The organism is Pantoea sp. DY-15 (assembly GCF_019795935.1).
Lineage (GTDB): Bacteria > Pseudomonadota > Gammaproteobacteria > Enterobacterales > Enterobacteriaceae > Pantoea > Pantoea leporis.
On the sequence record NZ_JAIMIF010000001.1, the window covers coordinates 221,406 to 242,151 of the forward strand.

Here is a 20,746-nt window from a genome sequence, read left to right on the forward strand (position 1 = left end):
AATCATAAACAAATTCCTCTTTGACGGGCCAATAGTATTATTGGCCTTCTTTTTTTCTGCCAAACGCACAGTTAATCAACCGCACAAGCCCGTAGCGGCGCGTCTTAACGCGCAATAAATTGCGCCGCTAAGAAATGTGCATAAATCAGCTCTTCAGCAGTCCCGGCAAATTATCATCGCCATACAGATGCAGTGCGCCCACCGCCACCACATAACGCCCTTTCGGTAACGCCAGCAGCAGCTCGCGCCAGTGCTGGTTGCGGTTGCGCATCAGCGTGTCGTTCAGCTCGCTGCTAAAGGTGGTCGGCAGCGCCACCGGTTGCTGGGTGGGCGGCGCATCCAGCCACCAGCTGATCATGGTTTGCAGCAGGCGCGCGTTGGTGTGCCAGTGTTCCAGCGTATCCAGCAACAGCGGCAAACCATCCTGCGGCAGCGATTTCAGCAGCGCGATCTGCGTTTCCGGACCTTCCAGCTCGATAATGCGTTTGTTGGCCGCTTTGGCCGCCTGCAACAGCTGATAATCGATACCAAACTGCGGACGTAATCCCAGCCGCTGCGCCTGTTGCGCCTGCAACATCAGCGCGATCTGCCAGAACGGCAGCGTATCGAACAGGCTCAGTGACAGCGAAAGCTCATCGCACAAGGCCTGCAAGCGCTGTAGCACGTCGTCGTCGAGTCGCGTGGCCAGCGGCGGATGTTCATCATCATTGCTGAACGGCGATTCGCCTTGAGTGATATCGGCTTCGACAATCAGCGCGTCGGCTTTATGCAGCTGGCGCAATAGCCCGGCAGGCAGCGGCTGCATATCGCGCGTGCCCATGTGAATGCTGCCCGCCAAATGCAAACGACGATCGCCCAGTTGAATATCCATGGCCGGCCAGCTGTAACTGGCCGGAAAAAGGGTCGCGATCCGTTGTTGGATGCTGTGCCACAGACCGTGTCTCATTCCCTGTCCTTTTTAAGGCAAAAAACCATGCTAGCGATTTCATCTCATGAAAAACAGGGCTGGAATGGCTATTGCCGTTGCGCCGGCTTGAAGCGCAACAAACGGTTAGCGTTGCTCACCACGGTAATGGATGACAGCGCCATCGCCGCGCCCGCGACAATCGGGCTCAGCAGCATACCGGTAAACGGATAGAGCACGCCGGCCGCAATGGGAATCCCAAGGCTGTTGTAGACAAAGGCGCCCAACAGATTTTGCCGCATATTGCGCAGCGTAGCGCTGGAGATCGACAGCGCATCGGCGACGCAGTGCAGATCGTTACGCATCAGCGTCATGGCGGCGGTTTCTACCGCCACATCGCTGCCGCCGCCCATTGCAATGCCGACATCGGCCTGCGCCAGCGCGGGCGCATCATTAATGCCGTCGCCGACCATCACCACTTTGCGGCCTTGCTGCTGTAACTGAGTAATCGCCCGCGCTTTGCCATCCGGCAACACGCCGGCAATCACTTCATCAATACCCGCTTCGGCGGCAATGGCCTGCGCGGTTTTTTGATGATCGCCGGTCAGCATAATCAGGCGATAACCTTGCTGATGCAGACGCTGCAGCGCCGCTTTACTCTCGGGACGCAAGCTGTCACGCAGCGCGATCAATCCCAGCAGCTGCTGATTGTCGGCAAGCAGCACCGGCGTTGCGCCTTGTGCGGCGAAGCGCGCGATATCGTCCTGCGCGGCGCGGTAATCAACCTGCTGTTCATCCAGCAGCGCCTGATTCCCCAGCAGCAGCGTTCTGTCGGCAACTGTAGCGCTGATGCCTTTGCCGCGTATTGTACGAAATTGCTTAACCGCTTCGGCGTTCACCGCAGGCGCAGCCTCAAGAATCGCTTTGGCGAGCGGATGGCTGGAGCCTTGCTCCATCTGCGCCGCCGCGCTGAGCACCTGCTCGCGATTCCACTCGCCATACAGCACCACATCGCTGACCTGCGGCGTGCCGCGCGTCAGGGTGCCGGTTTTATCAAACACAATGGTATCGACTTCGCTGGCTCGCTGCAGCGCATCGGCGTCACGCACCAGCACGCCCAGCTCTGCGGCGCGTCCGACGCCAGCAATCACTGACATCGGCGTGGCTAAACCCAAAGCGCAAGGGCAGGCGATGATCAGCACCGTGGTGACAATTACCAGCGTGTAAGCCAGCTGTGGCTGCGGACCCGCCAGATACCAAATAACCCCGCTCAGCAGCGCAATCGCCACCACCACCGGTACAAATACCGCGGAGATGCGATCCGCCAGTCGGCCAATATCCAGTTTGCTGCTTTGCGCCTGACGCACCAGATTGATAATGCGCGCCAACGTGGTGTGGCTGCCGATGGCGCGCGCCACAAAGTGCAGCGTGCCGTCTTGTACCAGCGTACCGGCAAAGATTTTATCTCCCGGCTGTTTGGCCTGCGGCACTGCCTCGCCTGTCAGCATCGCTTCATCCAGCCAGGCTTCACCGCTGGCGACGTCACCGTCCACCGGTACGCGATCGCCGGTGACCAGCTTCAGCGTCATGCCGGACTTAACCTCGCTGAGCGGCAGCAGTGTTTCCCCCTGATCGCTAATGACCCGCGCCTGCGCCGGAGTTAAATCCAGTAATCGTTCCAGCGCCTGCGAGGCACGCTGGCGTGCGCGCTGCTCCAGCGCGTGGCCGAGATTGATCAGGCCAACGATCATCACGCTGGCTTCAAAATAGAGATGACGCGCCTGATGCGGGAAGAATTCGGGCCAAAGGGCGACGCTCATCGAATAGAGCCACGCCGCGCCGGTTCCCAGCGCCACCAGCGTGTCCATGGTGGCTGTGCCGTGACGCAAACTGCGCCACGCGCTGCGATAGAAGTGGCCGCCGGCCATCACCATCACCAGCAAGGTAATCACGCCGAGCGTGCGCCACAGCGTTTGGTTATCTGCGCTCAGCATCATGTTGTCGCCGAGCATGCCCCAAATCATCATCGGCACGCCGAGCAGCAACGCCAGCGCCGATTGCCAGCTAAAACGGCGCATAGCGTGCTGCGCGCTAACCTGCTGGCGTTCGCGGCGGGTTTGTTCATCCTCGATCACTTCGGCGGAATAACCTGCCTGATCGACCGCGCTCACCAGCGCTTCGGCGCTTGCATCACCCATGATCAGCGCGCTGCGCTCACCGAGATTGACGCGTGCCTGGCTGACGCCCGGCACTTTTTGCAGCGCCTGTTCCACGCGGCTTACGCAGCTGGCGCAGCTCATGCCGCCAATCAGTAAATGATGCATAGCAAGCTCAGCTTCAGTGGATTGTGCCTGTTGCGACTCCGTTGTCAGCGCCTCCGGCGGCGGCTCTGTAGCTGTCAACGGATCAGGCTTTGGGCTGGCTGCGCCTTCTTTCAGCACCGCGTGATAACCGGCTTGTTCAACCGTAGCGATCAGATCGCTGGCGCTCGCCGCACCGGTCACGCGCGCTTCTTGCTGCGTGACGTCCGCCTGTTCAACATCGCTGCGCTGCTCCAGCGCTTCTTTGACGCGTTTTACACAGTGGCCACAGGACAAGCCGTCCAGCGCCAGCAGTTGGGTATGTGACATGGTGTACTCCTCAGGCTAATGATTTTGACTGCATGCAAAATTTGCATTAGAACTACAGCCTAAACCTTCCCCTGAATGGAAGGTCAAGGGGGAAAGATGAACATCAGCGATGTGGCAAAAAAAACCGGACTCACCAGCAAAGCGATTCGCTTCTACGAAGAGAAGGGCGTGGTGACGCCGCCGTCGCGCGGTGACAATGGCTATCGCCATTACGCGGCGCATCATATTGATGAGCTGAATCTGCTGCGCCAGGCGCGTCAGGTGGGATTTACGCTGGAAGAGTGCCGTGAACTGGTGACGCTGTTCAACGATCCCGCGCGCCACAGCGCCGATGTTAAAGCGCGCACCTTGCAGAAAGCCGACGAGATTGCTGCGCACATTGAGGAGTTACATGCGATGCGCGCGCGCTTGCTGGAACTGGCGGAGGCTTGCCCCGGCGATGACAGCGCAGAGTGCCCGATCATCAATCACCTGGCCGGTTGCTGCCATCACGCCGATGGAAAGCGCGGCTGAATCATCAGCGTAATGCCGACCACGCCAGTGACAATTACCGGCGTGCCCGCCGGCAGGTCGCTGTCCGCCTGCACGCGCCAGCTGCTGTCACCAATGCGTACGTGTCCAAGGCCGTTTTTCAGCGCATTATCCAGCGTCAGCTGCATGCCCATTAACTGGTTACCGCGTTGGTTAAGCGTGTTAGCGACCTGCGACGATTCGCGATAGCGCATCCAGCGATGCCAGAAGAACGCGCTGAACAACGTCATCACCGCAAACACAATGCCCTGACTGGTCCATGAGATGGGAAACAGCCACTCAATCAGCGCCACCGCGACGGCGGCTAAGCCACTCCACAGCAGATAACCGCTGGTGCCGAGCATTTCGGCGGCCAACAGCAGGCCGCCCAGCGTCAGCCAGAACCAGTGTGGATGCGCAATCAGCTCCATCAGGATCATGGTCTGCGCTCCGTCCGGTTCTCCTTCAGCAATTCACTGATACCGGCAATTGAACCGAGCAGGCTGCTGGCGTCCAGTGGCATCATCACCACTTTGCTGTTGTTGGCTTCGCCGATTTTTTGCAGCGCGTCGGTGTATTTTTGCGCCACAAAGTAGTTCACCGCCTGAATATCACCGGCGGCTATCGCCTCGGAGACCATGCGCGTCGCCGTGGCTTCCGCCTCCGCCTGACGCTCGCGCGCTTCAGCTTGCAGGAAGGCCGAGGTGCGTTCGCCTTCTGCTTTGAGGATTTGCGACTGCTTATCCCCTTCGGCGCGCAAAATCGCCGCCTGACGTACGCCTTCGGCGGCAAGGATATCGGCGCGTTTGGTACGTTCCGCCTTCATCTGCGCGTTCATCGCGGCAATCAATTCCTGCGGCGGGCGCACGTCACGAATTTCGATACGGGTAATTTTCACGCCCCACGGATTGGTGGCTTCATCAACGATATGCAGCAGACGCGTGTTGATGTTGTCGCGCTGCGACAGCATCTCATCCAGCTCCATGCTGCCGAGCACGGTGCGGATATTGGTCATGGTCAGATTCAGGATCGAGAGTTCAAGATTGCTGACTTCGTAGGCGGCGCGCGCCGGATCGACAACCTGAATAAAGCAGACTGCATCAATGGTGACGTTGGCGTTGTCTTTAGAGATGATTTCCTGCGAAGGGATATCGAGCACCTGTTCCATCATATTGATTTTGCGACCAATACGATCCATGAACGGCACAAGCAAATTGAGGCCGGGCTCCAGGGTTTTGGTGTAGCGGCCAAAGCGCTCTACCGTCCACTGGTAACCTTGTGGAACAATTTTTACACCGGCCCACACGGTAACGAGTGCGAGCACAATGATGACGGGAATGACCGTTAACATATAACCTCCTGGCTGTCAGATTGTCGGGCCGAGTCGTTCGGCCCGTTTAACGCGCGGTACCGATCAGTACAGCAGCGAGTAAAGCTGGCGGCGATAGCGCGTGGCGAGGGTGTCGCCGGTGCCGAGTGCGGCCAAAATTTCCTGGAACATTTTACGCACCTGGCCGTCACCGACGCTGAGATCGCTTTTCAGGAAGCTGAATAACAACTCCAGCGCTTCCTCGTTGCGGCCAACCTGATGCAGCTGTAACGACAGTTTAGCAGCCAGTTCGGCATTGGTCGGATCGCTGGCTAACTGCTCCTGCAACAGCTGAATTTCTGGCGTATCGGCTGCCTGCTTTAACAGATCGATTTGCGAAATCAGGCTCTGATAGCGCGTGTCCTGATCCTGCAGCGGCACCGCATCCAGCACGGTTTCTGCTTCGTCGCTGCGGTTCAGGGTGATCAACACTTCTGCCAGCAGGAAGCCAATTTCGCTGTTTTTGTTGCTCAGCTGCCAGGCGTCTTTCAGCAGCGGCAGCGCTTCCAGCGGTTTGCCTTCGTGCATCAATTGCATCGCCTGCTGCGCTTTAACTTCTTCTTCACGCGGCAACACTTTTTGCAGCAGAGCGCGAATCGCCTCTTCCGGCTGCGGTCCCTGGAAGCCGTCAACCGGCTGACCGTTCTGGAATAGATAAACGGTTGGGATCGAGCGCAGGCCGAACTGCGATGCCACCATCTGCTCTTTATCGCAATCCAGCTTCGCCAAAATAAACTGACCCGCATACTCCTGCGCCAGGCGATCCAGCACCGGCGTCAGTTCCAGACAGTGCTGACTGCGTTCGGACCAGAAATAGAACAGCACCGGCAGCTGCATCGACTGTTCTAAGGTCTGCTGCAGGTTGGATTCGTTGATGTCGATAATCAAAGCGTGTGACATGAATACGTCTCTTGTCAGAAAGTGTGTTGAGGATATGGGGGCAAGCTGCCCCGGTTCAAGTTTGATTCTGCGTTGCAGCTTAGTTGCTGCGCAAAATGCGATCCAGTATCCAACCTGGCAGCAGGCGTTTCAGCAGGCTCATCGCCCAGGCCACCAGCGTTACCGGATAGCGCAGGCGCGGATGTTTGCTCTCTAACGCGTGGCGCAGCTTCGGCAAAATCGCTTCCGGCGGCAGCGTGAAACGCGCGGCGATGCCCGGATTTTGTACCGGTTTATCCTGCTGGCCCTGATGCACGTTATCGGTGAAACGCGTGCTTATCGGGCCCGGTTCAATCAGGCTAACGCGCACGCCAGAGTCGCGCACTTCAAGACGCAGCGCATCGCTCCAGGCTTCCAGCGCCCATTTGCTGGCGGCATAGGCGCCGCGCCCCGGCGTCGAGATCAGTCCCAGTACCGAACTGGTATTGACGATGCGTCCGTTGCCGCTGGCTTGCAGCGCGGGCAGCAGGCGCATGGTCAGTTGGTGGGTGCCAAACAGGTTGGTAGAAAACTGCTTCTCTAACTGCTGACGTGAAACGCTGCTGAGCGGCCCATATTGACCAAAACCGCCGTTGTTAAACAGCGCGTGCAGGCGATGATCGGTGAGTTCCAGCACACGATCGGCGGCGGCATCGACGCTGGCGGCATCATCGAGATCGAGCTGCACGCCAATAAATCCCAATGCTTCCATGCGCGCCACATCGTCGGCGCGGCGACAGGCGGCCAGCACGCGATAGCCGCGCGATAAAAGGTCATTTGCGGCGACCAAACCAATGCCGCTCGAGCAGCCGGTGATGAGAATTGTTTTTTGCATTTCTTTACCCGTTAAAAATCACACGCCTGCATTAATCATGCTTTACTAGCGGAGCCAGTTCGGTCGCCATCAAGTTGGCGATAAACGGCTGAGCATCCGGATTGGGGTGAATTCCATCCTGCTGCATCCACTCCGGCTTCAGGTAGACCTGCTCCATAAAGAAGGGCACCAGAGGAATGTCGTACTGCTGTGCCAGGCGCGTATAGATCGCGCTAAACGCTTCCGTATAACGACGTCCATAATTAGCCGGCAGACGAATCTGCATCAGCAGCGGCTGCGCTTTCGCGGCTTTCACTTCGTCAATCACTTTGGTCAGGTCTGCGGCGATATTCTGCGGCGGGAAACCACGCAGGCCATCGTTACCGCCCAATTCGATTAACACCCAGCGGGGTTGATGCTGTTTTAATAGGCCCGGTAAACGCGCCAGCCCTTGTCCTGCGGTATCTCCGCTGATGCTGGCGTTGACCACTTTGGGCTGCTGTTGCCACTCTTTATTCAGCAGGCTGGGCCAGGCCGCCGTGGCCGACATGCGATACCCGGCGCTCAGGCTATCGCCCAACACCAGTAAGGTATCGGCGGCGGCGAGTCGGGACACCAGCAGAAGCAATAACAACAGGAAGGGATAATGCCAGCGGAAAACATTGTTGCAGTTCATCATCTTACTAAGTCCGTCGGTCAGGGAGAGCATCAGCTGACCATCCTTACCGGAGTTGAGCTGGTTGTCAAACCAGCTGAGACCATCGCCCTGATTGGCGAGTCCGGCTCGGGCAAATCCACGCTGCTGGGCATTCTGGCCGGACTGGATGACGGCAGCAGCGGCGAAGTGCATCTGCTTGGCCAGCCGCTGCACAGCATGAATGAGGAGCAGCGAGCGGCGCTGCGCGCGCGCGAAGTGGGCTTTGTGTTTCAATCGTTTATGCTGGTGCCGACGCTGAATGCGCTGGAAAACGTGCAGCTGCCGGCGCTGTTGCGTGGTGACAGCGATCGCGAAAGCCGCAGCCAGGCGGTGGAACTGCTGACGGTACTGGGTTTGAAAGATCGTCTGCACCATCTGCCGGCGCAACTTTCGGGCGGCGAGCAGCAGCGTGTGGCGCTGGCGCGTGCCTTTAGCGGCCGTCCCGGTTTGCTGTTCGCCGATGAACCCACCGGCAACCTCGACCGTAAAACCGGCGATCGTATCGCCGATCTGCTGTTCTCCCTCAACCGCGATTTTGCCACCACGCTGATTCTGGTGACGCACGATGAACAACTGGCGGCGCGCTGCGACCGTCGCTTACGGCTGCGCGACGGCAAGTTGTGGGAGGAGTCATGATTTGGCGCTGGTTCTGGCGCGAGTGGCGTTCGCCCTCGCTGCTGATTGTCTGGCTGGCGCTCACGCTTGCGGTGGCCTGCGTGCTGGCGCTGGGTTCGATCAGCGATCGCATGGAGAAAGGCTTAAGCCAGCAGAGCCGCGACTTTATGGCGGGCGATCGCACGCTGCGCACCACCGCGCCCGCGCCGGAAGCGTGGCTTAACAAAGCGCGTGATGAAGGGCTGTCGGTCAGCAGCCAGCTGCACTTTATGACCATGACCTTCGCGCAAGAGACGCCTCAGCTGGCGGACGTAAAAGCGGTGGATAACGCCTATCCGATGTTCGGCACGCTGCAAACCGATCCGCCGGGCCTACGTCCACAAGCGGGCACGGTGTTGGTCGCACCGCGTTTGCTGGCGCTGTTGAATCTGAAAGTGGGCGATAGCGTGGATGTCGGCGACACCACGCTGCGCATTGCCGGGGAAGTGATTCAGGAGCCGGATGGCGGCTTCAATCCGTTCCAGACCGCGCCACGTCTGCTAATGAATCTGGCCGACGTGGAGAAAACCGGTGCGGTGCAGCCGGGAAGTCGCCTGAGCTGGCGCTATAAATTCTCCGGCGATCCGGCACCGCTGGCGCGTTATGACAGCTGGATCGAGCCGCAGCTGAAAGCCGATCAGCGCTGGATCAGCGTGGATAATTCGGAAGATGCGCTGGGCCGCTCGATGCAGCGTGCGCAGCAATTTTTATTGCTCTCGGCCTTGCTGACGCTGATGCTGGCGATTGCTGCGGTGGCGGTGGCGATGAGTCATTACTGCCGCAGCCGCTACGATTTGGTGGCGGTACTGAAAACGCTGGGCGCAACGCGCAAGGCGCTGCAGCGGCTGATCATCGGCCAATGGCTGGCGGTGTTGCTGCTGGCGGCGATTGTCGGTAGCGCCCTGGGGCAGGGCATTGAAGTGATCCTGCTGCTGATGCTGAAACCGGTGCTGCCGGGCGCGCTGCCTGCGGCGAGTTTCTGGCCGTGGCTGTGGGCGATTGGCGCGATGTTTGTCATTTCGCTGCTGGTGGGTTTGCGTCCGTATCGCTTGCTGATGGCGACGCAACCGCTGCGCGTACTGCGGCGGGATGCGGTGGCGAACGTCTGGCCACTGCGATTCTATCTGCCAGCAATGGCGCTGGTGGTGATTGGCTTGCTGGCGCTGCTGATGGGTGGCAGCAAAATGCTGTGGGCGCTGCTGGCGGGCGTGGTGATGCTGGCGCTGCTGCTGGCGTTACTCGGCTGGGGCACCTTGCTGCTGCTGCGTCGGCTGGTGGTGCGCAATCTGGCGCTGCGCCTGGCGATCAACCGTCTGCTGCGTCAACCGGCGATGACGCTCAGCCAGCTGGCGGCGTTTTCGCTGTCATTTATGCTGCTGGCGCTGCTGCTGGTGATGCGCGGCGATCTGCTGGATCGCTGGCAACAGCAACTTCCGCCGGACAGTCCGAACTATTTCCTGCTGAACATCACCAAAGAGCAGGTGCCGCAGGTACGCGACTTCCTGGCTGGGCATCAGCTCAAGCCGGAGACCTTCTACCCGATTGTGCGTGCACGTCTCACCGAGCTAAACGGCAAAGAGGCTGATCCGCAGCTGGATAACGCGCTGAATCGCGAACTCAATCTGACGTGGCAAGCGGAGCGTCCGGATCACAATCCGCTGATTTCCGGTAACTGGCCGCCGCAGCCCGGTGAAGTGTCGATGGAGGTGGAGCTGGCGGATCGTCTGGGCGTGAAGCTCGGCGATAGCTTAACCTTCAGCGGCGATACTCAGCAGTTCAGCGCCAAAATCACCAGCTTGCGCAAGGTGGATTGGGAGAGTCTGCGGCCGAACTTCTTCTTTATCTTCCCGCCGGGCGCGCTCGATCAACAGCCACAAACCTGGCTGACCAGCTTCCGCATGGAGAGCAATCCGGCGCTGCTGGCGCAGCTAAATCGTTCATTCCCGACGCTTAGCCTGCTGGATATCGGCAGCATGATGCGCCAGATCGGTCAGGTGCTGACGCAGGTGAGCCAGGCGCTGGAAGTGATGGTGGTGCTGGTAACGGTGTGCGGCGTGCTGCTGTTGCTGGCGCAGATCCAGGTTGGCATGCGTCAGCGTCGGCAGGAGTTGGTGGTCTATCGCACGTTGGGTGCCAGCAAGCGCCTGCTGCGCGGCACCTTATGGTGTGAGTTTGCGCTGCTTGGCGTGGTATCGGGGATTGCGGCGGCGCTGGGCGCGGAAGCGGCGCTGTGGGGCTTGCAGCGCAAGATCTTCGATTTCCCGTGGCAGCCAGACTGGACGCTATGGATTGCCTTGCCGATTGGCGGCGCGCTGCTGCTCTCGCTGTGCGGTGCCTGGTTGGGTATTCGACTATTAAAACAGAAGGCGCTGTTCAGAAGCTTCAGTGCCGGATAAGCAAAACGATTTGTCTTAAATTTAAGTTCTGGTCTGCGTGAGTCGACTCATGAAAGCAGACCAGACTTATTTAAGGCTAAACATGTCATCTCCACTTATCGTCAAATCCGTTGTTGAAATCGGCTGCTGTAAAGTCTGCCAAAGTGAAGCCACGCTGTATGGCGTGACCGATTTTAATACTGCCTGTCATTCACAGCTGCCCAATCGTTATGTATTTCCCTTAACGGGCGTTGCCATCTATTACCATCAATGCCAGAGCTGTGGTTTGGTTTACACCCATGCGTTTGATGACTGGACGCCATCTGATTTTGCACAGCACGTTTATAATGATGGATACGCTGAATTTGATCCCGAATACGCGATCGTACGTCCCCGCAGAAACCGTGACTTAGTTTTGCAGCTATTTGAACGATTTCTGGGTAAAAAGATGCTGGATTACGGCGGTGGCACTGGCACGTTTGCACGGTTAATGCGGGAAGTGGGAATGGATATGGTCGCCTGGGATCCGTTTGTATCGGGCGAGTACCCGGAACTGAATTCGTATGAATTTATGACCAGTTTTGAAGTGTTTGAGCACACACCCGATCCGCATAAAACGCTGGCAGAAGTGTCAGGGTTTTTGAAAAAGGGCGGGGTGTTTTTCTTTAGTACCGGCACCACAGATGAAGTGAGCCATTTGGGAATGAATGATTGGTATATCGCGCCGCGTAATGGGCATATCACGATTCATTCTGAAGCGTCGCTGGATGCGCTGTTTAAGGCGCATGGTTTCCAGATTACGCATCTGAATCGCTGGAGCCATGTGGCGATGAAGATGGTGGCGTAACCCGGTGCGCATGAATGCGCACCCTACGAAAATCACACCAAACCACGTAGGGTCGCCATTCATGGCGACCTGGTTAATCAGAGCTTCTCAATCGCCCACGCAATCCCGCTCGCATACGCTTCCGGCAGCAGCGGCACCAGCGCATTCAAGGCTGACGCCAGACGCGCGTGATCGCTATCGGTCAGATTAAGATGCCCAACCTTGCGGCCGGCGCGCACCTCTTTGTCGTACCAATGCAGATGCACCAGCGGCTGCTGCAGCCACGCCAGATTCACCTCAGTACCAATCAGATTCACCATCACCGACGGCGCAAACACCACCGGCTTTGGCAGTGCCAGGCCCAAAACCGCACGCAGATGCAGCTCGAACTGGCTGATTGACGCGCCATTCTGCGTCCAGTGGCCGCTGTTGTGCACGCGCGGTGCCAGCTCGTTGATCAGCAAACCTTCTGGCGTAATGAAACACTCCATCGCCATCACGCCGACGTAGTTCAGCTCATGCATGATGGCGCTGAGCATCGCTTCCGCCTGCTGTTGCTGTGCGGCATCGGCCTGCGGGAACGCCACGCTGGTGCGCAGAATGCCGTCCTGATGCAGGTTATGCGTCAGCGGATAAAACACCGTGCTGCCATCGTGCCCACGCGCGCCGACCATCGACACTTCGCCGCTGAAGTTAATGCCTTGCTCAACGATGCATTCGCCGTAGCATTCATCCGGTAGCGCGTCGGTTTCATGGGCGCGCAAACGCCACTGGCCACGGCCGTCATAGCCGCCGGTACGACGCTTTACAATCGCCAGTTCGCCAAGCGAGTTGAACACATTTGGCCACTCGGCTTTATCGGCCAGCAGCTGCCACGGCGCGGTAGCGAGGTTCAGCTGATCCAGCAGCTGTTTTTGCGTCAGGCGATCGGCCAGACGCGGGAAGATATCGCGATTCACAAAGGCCGGATGGCTCGCCAGTTCGCGGGTTAACGCGGTTTCCGGCCAGCGCTCGATCTCAGCGGTGATCACGCTTTCAGCGATCGGCAGCGCAGAAGGCTCCGCATCCAGACCCACCGGATAGACCGCGATGCCGAGCGGTTCACCCGCCTGGCGCAGCATGCGGCCTAACTGACCATTTCCTAGTACGCAAACCGGCTTCATGCGTCCTCCCGCGGATCTGGGTTGTTCAGCACTTCATCAGTTTGCGTTTGACGCCAGTTGGCGATGCGCGTTGACAGCGCGCTGTCGTGGATCGCCAGAATCTGTGCCGCCAGCAGGGCGGCGTTGGCAGCACCGGCTTTACCAATCGCCAGCGTACCCACCGGAATGCCGCGCGGCATCTGCACGATGGAGTAGAGGCTATCGACGCCGCTCAGCGCCGCGCTTTGCACGGGCACGCCCAGCACCGGCACCAGCGTTTTCGCGGCCAGCATGCCCGGCAAATGGGCAGCACCGCCGGCACCGGCGATGATCACCTGAAAACCGTTTTCAGCGGCGGTTTCCGCGAAGCTGAACAGTTTGTCGGGCGTACGGTGAGCTGAGACCACTTCAACGTGGAAGGGAACATCCAGGCTGTTAAGAATTTCCTCGGCGAACTGCATGGTAGCCCAGTCACTTTTGGAACCCATGACAATGGCGATACGGGCCGGGGCGGCGTTGGATGACATGCGGTCAACTCCTGTGAATATGCAAACGAACCTGGCCGGGCGGGCAGGCGAAGAAGGGCACAGAGAATAGCATGAGATGGCAGCAAGGAAAACGGTTGCGTAGGCGGAAAACGGGCATTGATGCCCGGATTTCAGAAGGGGAATTCGATCAGGCTTACGCCGCTGGCATCAAGCTGAATCATCGATCCGTTCTCATGCCAGGCACCCAGCACCGCGCGCTCGGCGTTTTCACCGTGCAGCAGGAAGGCGTGAATGGCGGGACGATGCGTGTGGCCGTGAATCAGAATCGGCACCTGTTGGCGCGTCATTGCGGCTTCCACCGCGGACTGATTGACGTCCATGATGCTGACCGATTTATGCTGATTCGCCTGCTTGCTGCCATTGCGCATGCGCGCGGCAATGCGCATGCGCAGACGCAGCGGCAACGCGAGGAACAGACGCTGCAACCAGCGCTGATGCACTTTGGCGCGGAATCGCTGATAGCCTTCATCGTCGGTACACAAGGTATCGCCGTGCATGATCAACACACGATGTCCGTAGCGATCGAGCACCTTCTCTTCCGGCAGCAGCGTCATGCCGCTGGCACGCGCAAAACGCTGGCCGAGCAGGAAGTCGCGATTACCGTGGATGAAGAATTTCGGCACTGGCAAGGCTTTGAGCGCCGCAGCGATCTGCTGATGCAGCGGGTTAGGATCGTCGTCGCCGATCCAGGCTTCAAACAGATCGCCGAGGATGTAAAGCGCATCGCACGTGCGCGCTTCACCCTGCAAAAAATGCAGAAAACCGGCAGTGATTGCCGGTTCTTCATGACACAGATGCAGATCTGCGATAAACAGCGTGCGCGACATTACTCGCTAACAGTCACTTTCTGGATGACAACATCTTCAACCGGAACGTCCTGATGCATGCCGCTGCGGCCGGTTTTCACCGCTTTGATTTTCTCAACCACGTCCATGCCTTCAACCACTTCAGCGAACACGCAGTAACCCCAGCCTTGCAGGCTTTCGTCACGGAAGTTCAGGAAGTCGTTGTCTGCCACGTTGATGAAGAACTGGGCCGTTGCAGAGTGTGGAGCCTGAGTACGCGCCATCGCCAGGGTGCCTTTGGTGTTTTTCAGGCCGTTGTTCGCTTCGTTGCGGATGTCTGCTTTGGTATCTTTCTGCTTCATGCCAGGCTCAAAACCGCCGCCCTGAATCATGAAACCGTTGATTACGCGATGGAAGATAGTGTTATCGTAAAAACCTTCCGCGCAGTATTCCAGGAAGTTCTTCACGGTAGCCGGCGCTTTGTCATCGAAAGTTTTAATTACGATATCGCCATGGTTCGTCTGGAAAGTGACCATTATTTTCTTCCTGTCAAGGTTGTCGTCAGTGTCGCTGCCGCGCCTGCAAGGCGGCGGGGCATTTTTGTAGACGCTTCTTATATCACAATTTCCAATAACGCGTCAGTAACCGGACGGCAGTTGGCAACCGAGCGATGCACAAGTCAGAAAAATACGGCACAATAACCGGCTACGCTGCAAGGGCGTATCCCGCAAACGTCAATAACGGAACCATTCAATGTTGAAGATCTATAACACCCTGAGTCGACAGAAAGAGGAATTTAAACCTATCCACGCCGGTGAAATCGGTATGTACGTGTGTGGTATCACGGTTTACGACCTCTGTCATATCGGCCATGGGCGTACATTTGTGGCATTCGACGTGGTGGCGCGTTATCTGCGTTACGTGGGCTATCAACTGAAGTATGTGCGTAACATCACCGATATCGATGACAAAATCATCAAACGCGCCAATCAAAACGGGGAAAGCATCGAAACGCTGACCAACCGCATGATCGCCGAGATGCACAACGATTTCGCCGCGCTCGGCATTCTGCCGCCGGATCTGGAGCCGCGCGCCACCCGCCATATCGACGAGATTATTGAGCTGGTCGGCACGCTGATTGAGCGTAAGCACGCGTACGTGGCGGACAACGGCGACGTGATGTTCGACGTGATGAGCGACAAAGATTACGGGGTGCTGTCGCGCCAGGATCTGGAGCAGCTGCAGGCCGGTGCGCGTGTCGAAGTGGCGGATGTGAAGCGTAATCCGATGGACTTCGTGCTGTGGAAGATGTCCAAAGCCGACGAACCGGCGTGGAACTCGCCGTGGGGCAACGGCCGTCCAGGCTGGCACATCGAATGTTCGGCGATGAACTGCAAACAGCTTGGCACCCATTTCGACATTCACGGCGGCGGTTCGGACCTGATGTTCCCGCACCATGAAAACGAAGTGGCGCAATCCACCTGTGCGCACGATGGCCCGTATGTAAATTACTGGATGCACTCCGGCATGGTGATGGTTGATCGCGAGAAGATGTCGAAATCGCTGGATAACTTTTTCACCGTGCGCGATGTGTTGCAGCACTACGATGCCGAAACCGTGCGTTACTTCCTGATGTCGGGACACTATCGCAGCCAGCTCAACTACGGCGAAGACAACCTCAACCAGGCGCGTGCGGCGCTCGAGCGCTTGTACACCGCGCTGCGTCATACCGATGCCAATGCTACGGCGTCGGGTGGCGAAGATTTCGAAGCGCGTTTCCGTACCGCGATGGATGACGACTTCAACACGCCGGAAGCCTATTCGGTGCTGTTCGATATGGCGCGTGAAGTGAATCGTCTGAAGACTGAAGACAAAGCCTCCGCTGATGCGCTGGCGGCGAAACTGCGCCAGATCGCTAACGTGCTCGGCATTCTGCAGCAGGATCCCGAGCAGTTCCTGCAGAGCGGTGCGCAGGTGAATGATGATGAAGTGGCGGAAATCGAGCATTGGGTAAAAGCCCGTTCCGACGCGCGTGCAGCCAAAGATTGGGCGCAGGCGGATGTGGCGCGCGATAAGCTCAATGAGTTGGGCGTGATCGTTGAGGATGGGCCGCAAGGTTCCAGCTGGCGACGCAAATAACCGGAGAGGGCGAGAAATCGCCCTTTTTTATTGATGGCGATTGAACAGATTCATATTCACGGCTTCCGATCGGTGCGCGACCTGACGCTACCGCTGCAACAGCTCAACGTGGTGAGCGGCCCGAACGGCTGCGGCAAATCTAACCTGTATAAAGCGGTGCGATTGCTGCACGAAGCGGCGAGCGGACGTTTAGCGCTGGCGCTGGCGGAAGAGGGCGGCATCCAGAAAGCGATGTGGGCGGGCGGATTACGGCGCGGCGATCGTCGCCACGATCCTAAACGTCTGGCGCTCGCGGTGGTGATGGATGATATGGATTATCAGCTTGATATCGGTTTTCCTGAGCCGTTAGCCACCAGCATGTTTAACCTCGATCCGCTGGTGAAAGAGGAGCGTATATGGATGAGCGGCCAGCGTCGGCGTCCTTCCTCCTGCATCCTGCAGCGGCAAAATCAAACCGCTTTCCTGCACAACGTTGATGGCGAACGCGTTGCATATCCTGCGGTGCTGCATCCGGAAGAGTCGCTGTTTGGGCAGCTTGGCGAGCCGCATCTTTATCCCGAGCTTTCGCAGGTACGTGAAAGGTTACGCCAGTGGCGTTTCTATCATGAGTTTGCGGTGTGGCCCGGTTCGCCAATTCGTGCGCCGCAGATTGGCGTGCGCGCGCCGGTACTGAGCCACGATGGCAGCAATTTGGCCGCAGCCTGGGCCACGATTGTTGAACGCGGTCATTCCGAATTACTGCTCGAGGTGATGGCCGAAGCCTTCCCGGACACGGAATTTCACGTTGATGTGCAGAACGGGCGTTTTCAGATGCTGATGTCACGGCGGGGGATTTTGCGTCCGCTGGAGAGCGCCGAGTTCTCGGATGGCACGCTGCGCTTTCTCTGCTTAGTGGTGGCGCTGCTCAGCCCGCGTCCGCCGGCGTTTATGGCGCTAAATGAACCGGAAAATAGTTTGCATGAAGACTTGTTGCCTGCATTAGCACTACTGATCGCCGAAGCTAGCCAGTTTAGCCAACTGTGGATCACCAGCCATTCACCGAAACTGGCGACGCTGATTGCGCAGCATACGGCGGTGAATCACATCGCGCTGGAGCAAATTGAAGGGGAAACCCGGGTTTTGTAGGGTCGCCATTAATGGCGACCTTCCGGATGACTACGCTACAACCGTAATCTTAAAGCCTGCAAACTCGACCTTTTGGCCTTCAACAATCTTGCAGCGCTTACGCGTTTCAACTGCGCCATCGACGCGCACTTCGCCTTCCGCAATCACCGCTTTCGCCTGCGCACCGCTTTGCACCCAACCTTCGAGTTTCAGCAGGTCGCACAAATCAACGTGGGCATGTTTACCGAGAGAAAAACTGGCCATTATGCCTCCTCAATGTCGTGAAATTCTTCACACGCCGTCAGCGTGTTTTGGATCAGTGTAGCAACCGTCATTGGACCGACGCCGCCTGGAACGGGCGTGATGTACGAGGCGCGCTCAGCAGCCGCTTCGAACTCCACATCACCCACCACTTTGCCGCTGTCGAGACGGTTGATACCCACATCAATCACCACCGCGCCCGGCTTGATCCAGTCGCCCGGAATAAAGCCCGGCTTGCCGACCGCCACCACCAACAGATCGGCGTGCTCAACGTGATGACGCAGATCTTTGGTGAAACGGTGCGTGACGGTGGTGGTGCAACCGGCGAGCAGCAGCTCCATGCTCATCGGACGGCCAACGATATTCGATGCGCCAACCACCACGGCGTTCAGGCCGTAAGTATCGATATTGTAGCGCTCCAGCAAGGTGACGATGCCGCGCGGCGTACACGGACGCAGCTTTGGTGCGCGCTGGCACAGACGACCGACGTTGTATGGATGGAAACCATCCACGTCTTTGTCCGGCACGATGCGCTCCAGCACTTTGACGTTATCGATGCCGGCTGGCAGCGGCAGCTGCACCAGAATGCCGTCGATATCGTTGTCGTTGTTGAGCGTATCAATCAGCTCCAGCAGCTCGGCTTCGCTGGTGGTGGCGGGCAGATCGTATGAGCGGGAGATGAAGCCCACTTCATCACAAGCACGACGTTTGCTGGCGACATAGATCTGCGAAGCCGGGTTTTCACCCACCAGCACAACTGCCAAACCGGGCGCACGTTTACCGGCCGCCAGACGCTGCTGTACTTTTTCGGCAACCTCAAGGCGCACCTGCTGCGCAATCGTTTTACCGTCAATAATTTTTGCTGCCATCAGAGAGGAAATCCATCTGTAGAGGGTTAGATCGGGGATGGCGTCTATTCTGTCAGAAGCGCGTGCGGCTGTCAGGTAGAGATTCGCCATCAACGCCGCTTTCCCGATTTTTCGCCGTGGCGCCCGCCCGCGTTAGCGCTTATGATGCCCGGCAGTGAATGAGATGGATGACGTGATGATTTGGTTAATTCTCGCCACGCTGGCGGTGGTGTTCGTGGTAGGTTTTCAGCTGCTGACGGCCAGCTCGCGCCATGCGGTGCAGGCGCTTAATAAACGGTTGCAGCTGCCGCCGGTGCATATCGAATCGATGTTGTCGCTGATGGGCAAAGAGGCGGCAAAAGAGTTTACCGATTACATCGCGGGCGATAACGACACGCATCTGCACAATGGCGCGGCGGTGCTGCTGATTTGGCAGGTGCTGATTGTCGATGGCAGCGATGAGAATATGCAGCGCTGGCATGGCATTTTGAGCCGGGCGGGATTTTCAGCGTTGATATCGAGGCAACAGCTGTTGCTGGCGTTGGGTTTCTTGCGCCAGCTGGAGCCGGATAGCCAGGAACTGCATGCGCTGCGCGACCAGTATAATGCGCACTTCACGCAGCAAGGGATTGAGCTGGAAGGCGAAAAGGAACAGGGCGGGAATCTGGTGTCGATGAGCGAATGGCGCAAGCGGCATTAAGGGGTTTTGGTTAATCTGGCAGCACTCCGCTTCTGTTCAAGGGCAAAAACGTTGACGCGCGAGCCGCTGGACGTATAATCCGACCCAATCACTTTGCGCCCTTAGCTCAGCTGGATAGAGCACCGGCCTTCTAAGCCGTAGGTCACAGGTTCGAATCCTGTAGGGCGTACCAATACAAATCAATGAGTTATCACTCTCCTACTGCTTTCAAGTTTTCCCCATGGGACAGATTTGGGACACGGCTGCCAAAAATCGCGTCAATTTGCCTCGCATGTTCCGTTTAATGGTTCGGTGCCAGGTGAGCATAACGCTGCACCATTTCTATACTCTCCCAGCCGCCCATTTCCTGTAATGCCGACAATGAAACTCCCGCCTGAATAAGCCAACTCGCCCAGATGTGTCTCAGGTCATGAAATCTTAAATCATCAATTCCCGCTCGTATTAATGCAGCTCTCCAGGCTGTATTGGAATCCATTCACTTTTTACGAAGCTTTGCCATTGTGGTTCCGTCACTTCTCTTCGCTGATTCGTTGTGAACGAATACCGTTAATAAGCCACATAGCTCTAAATCGGCCTAGCAAAATTAATGTGCAAATACTCGCAAATTATTCTGAACAGCGAAAATAAAATAAGTTGCGACCATTTGCGCTCATTTTATTGCAGCATCATTAACGCTGTCGCGGCGGCTCTAATTAAAAATAATTCGGAGCAAAAAAGATGAACCAGAAAAAAATCACTGCCTTAAATGGCAGCGGCCAAACTCAATCTGAAGTCCGCCAAGATGAAATCCTTACCCAACATAAGCAAGAGTCGCGTATTGATTCTCGGGTTATTGCTGAACGAGCTGGAATACAGCATGAAAACTTAGTTGCAACAATCAAAGTGAATAAAGAAAGACTTCGTGAGCTTGGTTCATTGCCCTGCCAATCGCTTAAAGAGTTTTCCGATTCGAAACAGGGAAACCTTAAAAGCAGGGAAGAGAGGCCAGAGGTCAGTTATTTGCTTAATGAGTTCCAATTCGATTACACGCTTCGAGTTATCCATGGGAACAATCCAGAACGCATGAATCTGTTCAAATTGGACGTGACTAAAGCATTTTCTATGCGTCGTGAAGCGCGACAGCCTCAAAGCGCTCGGAGCACTGCGTCATCATTACATCAATCTAGCACGTGCTGAAAATCGCGTTATTGGCCTGTCCGCAGGCGAGCGAGGTCGCGCGGATGAACAACAGTTGGGATTGCTGGTAGTGATACAGAAGATTGAGCTTGCAGCTTTTGGCGAAGCGGTGCGCAGTGGCATGAGTCCGGGTGATGCAGTTCGTGAAGTGGCACGTCGTATGGAAGCCTTCGCCACTCTGATCACATCTTCGCCAGTAATGGAGATACGCGAATGACTTTGCGAGTCAACAATTTCTATGTATAAAATCTAATGGATTGAGATATTTAATTTTTTCTAATTAAATATTGAAAGGGATGCACTGATAAAGCATCCCATATTCAAGTTGATTGAAATGAATATTTTA

General features: G+C 57.1%; 22 protein-coding genes, 1 tRNA gene and 1 pseudogene. 10 read left to right on the top strand and 14 right to left on the bottom strand.

The features are described from left to right. Positions 1 to 145 precede the first annotated feature (145 nt). Both K5Y32_RS01080 and copA read right to left on the bottom strand, forming a co-directional pair. The gene (locus K5Y32_RS01080) at positions 146 to 946 is read right to left on the bottom strand and encodes a TraB/GumN family protein (RefSeq protein WP_222181571.1); all 801 of its coding nucleotides are present in this window, start codon (positions 944 to 946) and stop codon (positions 146 to 148) included. Positions 947 to 1,014: 68 nt separating this feature from the next. Further along, entirely contained in the window at positions 1,015 to 3,534 is a 2,520-nt protein-coding gene (gene copA, locus K5Y32_RS01085) for a copper-exporting P-type ATPase CopA (RefSeq protein ID WP_222181572.1), read from the bottom strand. 96 nt (positions 3,535 to 3,630) lie between these two features. Here copA and cueR point away from each other — a divergent pair, with 96 nt between their 5' ends. After that, positions 3,631 to 4,047: a Cu(I)-responsive transcriptional regulator gene (gene cueR / locus K5Y32_RS01090; RefSeq protein ID WP_101762384.1), complete on the top strand. Its 417-nt coding sequence runs from the start codon at positions 3,631 to 3,633 to the stop codon at positions 4,045 to 4,047. Here the strand turns inward: cueR and K5Y32_RS01095 are convergent. From K5Y32_RS01095 to tesA, 5 genes are all read right to left on the bottom strand, one after another. Continuing rightward, entirely contained in the window at positions 4,023 to 4,484 is a 462-nt protein-coding gene (locus K5Y32_RS01095; RefSeq protein WP_225608369.1) for an NfeD family protein, read from the bottom strand. The two genes, cueR and K5Y32_RS01095, sit on opposite strands and share 25 nt — an antisense overlap. Further along, on the bottom strand, positions 4,481 to 5,395 hold the full coding sequence (locus K5Y32_RS01100) for an SPFH domain-containing protein (protein ID WP_222181573.1): 915 nt from the start codon (positions 5,393 to 5,395) through the stop codon (positions 4,481 to 4,483). The genes K5Y32_RS01095 and K5Y32_RS01100 overlap by 4 nt, the downstream gene beginning before the upstream one ends. Before the next feature lie 63 nt (positions 5,396 to 5,458). Then, positions 5,459 to 6,313: a co-chaperone YbbN gene (locus tag K5Y32_RS01105; protein WP_101762382.1), complete on the bottom strand. Its 855-nt coding sequence runs from the start codon at positions 6,311 to 6,313 to the stop codon at positions 5,459 to 5,461. 79 nt (positions 6,314 to 6,392) lie between these two features. Next, entirely contained in the window at positions 6,393 to 7,166 is a 774-nt protein-coding gene (locus K5Y32_RS01110) for an SDR family oxidoreductase (protein ID WP_137385302.1), read from the bottom strand. Positions 7,167 to 7,197: 31 nt separating this feature from the next. After that, the gene (gene tesA / locus K5Y32_RS01115) at positions 7,198 to 7,824 is read right to left on the bottom strand and encodes a multifunctional acyl-CoA thioesterase I/protease I/lysophospholipase L1 (protein ID WP_222181574.1); all 627 of its coding nucleotides are present in this window, start codon (positions 7,822 to 7,824) and stop codon (positions 7,198 to 7,200) included. Here tesA and ybbA point away from each other — a divergent pair. Genes ybbA through K5Y32_RS01130 form a run of 3 tightly spaced genes read left to right on the top strand, consistent with a single transcriptional unit; the run spans position 7,792 to position 11,718 of the window. Beyond that, a complete protein-coding gene (gene ybbA / locus K5Y32_RS01120) occupies positions 7,792 to 8,478 on the top strand; it encodes a putative ABC transporter ATP-binding protein YbbA (protein ID WP_176971306.1) in 687 nt (228 codons plus the stop codon). The two genes, tesA and ybbA, sit on opposite strands and share 33 nt — an antisense overlap. Next, positions 8,475 to 10,892, top strand: coding sequence for a putative ABC transporter permease subunit YbbP (gene ybbP, locus K5Y32_RS01125; RefSeq protein WP_222181575.1), 2,418 nt, complete (start codon positions 8,475 to 8,477; stop codon positions 10,890 to 10,892). The genes ybbA and ybbP overlap by 4 nt, the downstream gene beginning before the upstream one ends. A gap of 49 nt (positions 10,893 to 10,941) precedes the next feature. Beyond that, on the top strand, positions 10,942 to 11,718 hold the full coding sequence (locus tag K5Y32_RS01130) for a class I SAM-dependent methyltransferase (RefSeq protein ID WP_255602300.1): 777 nt from the start codon (positions 10,942 to 10,944) through the stop codon (positions 11,716 to 11,718). A gap of 77 nt (positions 11,719 to 11,795) precedes the next feature. On the opposite strand, the gene purK is transcribed toward K5Y32_RS01130, so the two are convergent. The 4 genes from purK to ppiB form a co-directional block, all read right to left on the bottom strand. Continuing rightward, entirely contained in the window at positions 11,796 to 12,860 is a 1,065-nt protein-coding gene (gene purK, locus K5Y32_RS01135) for a 5-(carboxyamino)imidazole ribonucleotide synthase (protein WP_222181576.1), read from the bottom strand. Next, entirely contained in the window at positions 12,857 to 13,366 is a 510-nt protein-coding gene (gene purE, locus K5Y32_RS01140; RefSeq protein ID WP_222181577.1) for a 5-(carboxyamino)imidazole ribonucleotide mutase, read from the bottom strand. The genes purK and purE overlap by 4 nt, the downstream gene beginning before the upstream one ends. 131 nt (positions 13,367 to 13,497) lie before the next feature. Continuing rightward, a complete protein-coding gene (locus K5Y32_RS01145; RefSeq protein ID WP_222181578.1) occupies positions 13,498 to 14,214 on the bottom strand; it encodes a UDP-2,3-diacylglucosamine diphosphatase in 717 nt (238 codons plus the stop codon). Next, positions 14,214 to 14,708: a peptidylprolyl isomerase B gene (gene ppiB / locus K5Y32_RS01150; RefSeq protein ID WP_008103818.1), complete on the bottom strand. Its 495-nt coding sequence runs from the start codon at positions 14,706 to 14,708 to the stop codon at positions 14,214 to 14,216. Before ppiB ends, K5Y32_RS01145 begins: the two co-directional genes overlap by 1 nt. A 217-nt stretch (positions 14,709 to 14,925) precedes the next feature. Between ppiB and cysS the strand changes: the two genes are divergently transcribed. Both cysS and K5Y32_RS01160 read left to right on the top strand, forming a co-directional pair. Then, positions 14,926 to 16,311: a cysteine--tRNA ligase gene (gene cysS / locus K5Y32_RS01155; RefSeq protein ID WP_222181579.1), complete on the top strand. Its 1,386-nt coding sequence runs from the start codon at positions 14,926 to 14,928 to the stop codon at positions 16,309 to 16,311. Between the two features lie 33 nt (positions 16,312 to 16,344). Further along, positions 16,345 to 17,436, top strand: a complete 1,092-nt coding sequence (locus K5Y32_RS01160; protein WP_222181580.1) for an AAA family ATPase — start codon at positions 16,345 to 16,347, stop codon at positions 17,434 to 17,436. A 30-nt stretch (positions 17,437 to 17,466) separates the two neighbouring features. Here the strand turns inward: K5Y32_RS01160 and ybcJ are convergent, their stop codons facing one another. Both ybcJ and folD read right to left on the bottom strand, forming a co-directional pair. Next, a complete protein-coding gene (gene ybcJ, locus K5Y32_RS01165) occupies positions 17,467 to 17,679 on the bottom strand; it encodes a ribosome-associated protein YbcJ (RefSeq protein WP_007890771.1) in 213 nt (70 codons plus the stop codon). Beyond that, positions 17,679 to 18,545 (bottom strand): bifunctional methylenetetrahydrofolate dehydrogenase/methenyltetrahydrofolate cyclohydrolase FolD, encoded by an 867-nt coding sequence (folD, locus tag K5Y32_RS01170; protein ID WP_036648219.1) that lies wholly within the window; start codon positions 18,543 to 18,545, stop codon positions 17,679 to 17,681. The genes ybcJ and folD overlap by 1 nt, the downstream gene beginning before the upstream one ends. Positions 18,546 to 18,720: 175 nt before the next feature. On the opposite strand from folD, the gene K5Y32_RS01175 reads away from it, so the two are divergent. After that, entirely contained in the window at positions 18,721 to 19,224 is a 504-nt protein-coding gene (locus K5Y32_RS01175; protein ID WP_222181581.1) for a DUF1198 family protein, read from the top strand. A gap of 95 nt (positions 19,225 to 19,319) precedes the next feature. Beyond that, positions 19,320 to 19,396, top strand: a tRNA-Arg gene (locus K5Y32_RS01180). An 18-nt stretch (positions 19,397 to 19,414) separates the two neighbouring features. Here K5Y32_RS01180 and K5Y32_RS01185 read toward each other — a convergent pair. Then, positions 19,415 to 19,768: pseudogene (locus K5Y32_RS01185) on the bottom strand (tyrosine-type recombinase/integrase); the annotation flags it as partial. A 173-nt stretch (positions 19,769 to 19,941) separates the two neighbouring features. On the opposite strand from K5Y32_RS01185, the gene K5Y32_RS01190 reads away from it, so the two are divergent. Both K5Y32_RS01190 and K5Y32_RS24825 read left to right on the top strand, forming a co-directional pair. After that, entirely contained in the window at positions 19,942 to 20,400 is a 459-nt protein-coding gene (locus K5Y32_RS01190) for a Rha family transcriptional regulator (protein WP_255602302.1), read from the top strand. A 70-nt stretch (positions 20,401 to 20,470) separates the two neighbouring features. Further along, positions 20,471 to 20,617, top strand: a complete 147-nt coding sequence (locus tag K5Y32_RS24825) for a hypothetical protein (protein ID WP_255602303.1) — start codon at positions 20,471 to 20,473, stop codon at positions 20,615 to 20,617. Positions 20,618 to 20,746: the final 129 nt, after the last annotated feature.

Bases quoted from the DNA above. Each gene is read 5' to 3' on its own strand.
- K5Y32_RS01080 (WP_222181571.1), bottom strand. From the start codon at position 946: ATGAGACACGGTCTGTGGCACAGCATCCAACAACGGATCGCGACCCTT.
- copA (WP_222181572.1), bottom strand. From the start codon at position 3,534: ATGTCACATACCCAACTGCTGGCGCTGGACGGCTTGTCCTGTGGCCAC.
- cueR (WP_101762384.1), top strand. From the start codon at position 3,631: ATGAACATCAGCGATGTGGCAAAAAAAACCGGACTCACCAGCAAAGCG.
- K5Y32_RS01095 (WP_225608369.1), bottom strand. From the start codon at position 4,484: ATGATCCTGATGGAGCTGATTGCGCATCCACACTGGTTCTGGCTGACG.
- K5Y32_RS01100 (WP_222181573.1), bottom strand. From the start codon at position 5,395: ATGTTAACGGTCATTCCCGTCATCATTGTGCTCGCACTCGTTACCGTG.
- K5Y32_RS01105 (WP_101762382.1), bottom strand. From the start codon at position 6,313: ATGTCACACGCTTTGATTATCGACATCAACGAATCCAACCTGCAGCAG.
- K5Y32_RS01110 (WP_137385302.1), bottom strand. From the start codon at position 7,166: ATGCAAAAAACAATTCTCATCACCGGCTGCTCGAGCGGCATTGGTTTG.
- ybbA (WP_176971306.1), top strand. From the start codon at position 7,792: ATGCCAGCGGAAAACATTGTTGCAGTTCATCATCTTACTAAGTCCGTC.
- tesA (WP_222181574.1), bottom strand. From the start codon at position 7,824: ATGATGAACTGCAACAATGTTTTCCGCTGGCATTATCCCTTCCTGTTG.
- ybbP (WP_222181575.1), top strand. From the start codon at position 8,475: ATGATTTGGCGCTGGTTCTGGCGCGAGTGGCGTTCGCCCTCGCTGCTG.
- K5Y32_RS01130 (WP_255602300.1), top strand. From the start codon at position 10,942: ATGAAAGCAGACCAGACTTATTTAAGGCTAAACATGTCATCTCCACTT.
- purK (WP_222181576.1), bottom strand. From the start codon at position 12,860: ATGAAGCCGGTTTGCGTACTAGGAAATGGTCAGTTAGGCCGCATGCTG.
- purE (WP_222181577.1), bottom strand. From the start codon at position 13,366: ATGTCATCCAACGCCGCCCCGGCCCGTATCGCCATTGTCATGGGTTCC.
- K5Y32_RS01145 (WP_222181578.1), bottom strand. From the start codon at position 14,214: ATGTCGCGCACGCTGTTTATCGCAGATCTGCATCTGTGTCATGAAGAA.
- ppiB (WP_008103818.1), bottom strand. From the start codon at position 14,708: ATGGTCACTTTCCAGACGAACCATGGCGATATCGTAATTAAAACTTTC.
- cysS (WP_222181579.1), top strand. From the start codon at position 14,926: ATGTTGAAGATCTATAACACCCTGAGTCGACAGAAAGAGGAATTTAAA.
- K5Y32_RS01160 (WP_222181580.1), top strand. From the start codon at position 16,345: ATGGCGATTGAACAGATTCATATTCACGGCTTCCGATCGGTGCGCGAC.
- ybcJ (WP_007890771.1), bottom strand. From the start codon at position 17,679: ATGGCCAGTTTTTCTCTCGGTAAACATGCCCACGTTGATTTGTGCGAC.
- folD (WP_036648219.1), bottom strand. From the start codon at position 18,545: ATGGCAGCAAAAATTATTGACGGTAAAACGATTGCGCAGCAGGTGCGC.
- K5Y32_RS01175 (WP_222181581.1), top strand. From the start codon at position 18,721: ATGATTTGGTTAATTCTCGCCACGCTGGCGGTGGTGTTCGTGGTAGGT.
- K5Y32_RS01190 (WP_255602302.1), top strand. From the start codon at position 19,942: ATGAACCAGAAAAAAATCACTGCCTTAAATGGCAGCGGCCAAACTCAA.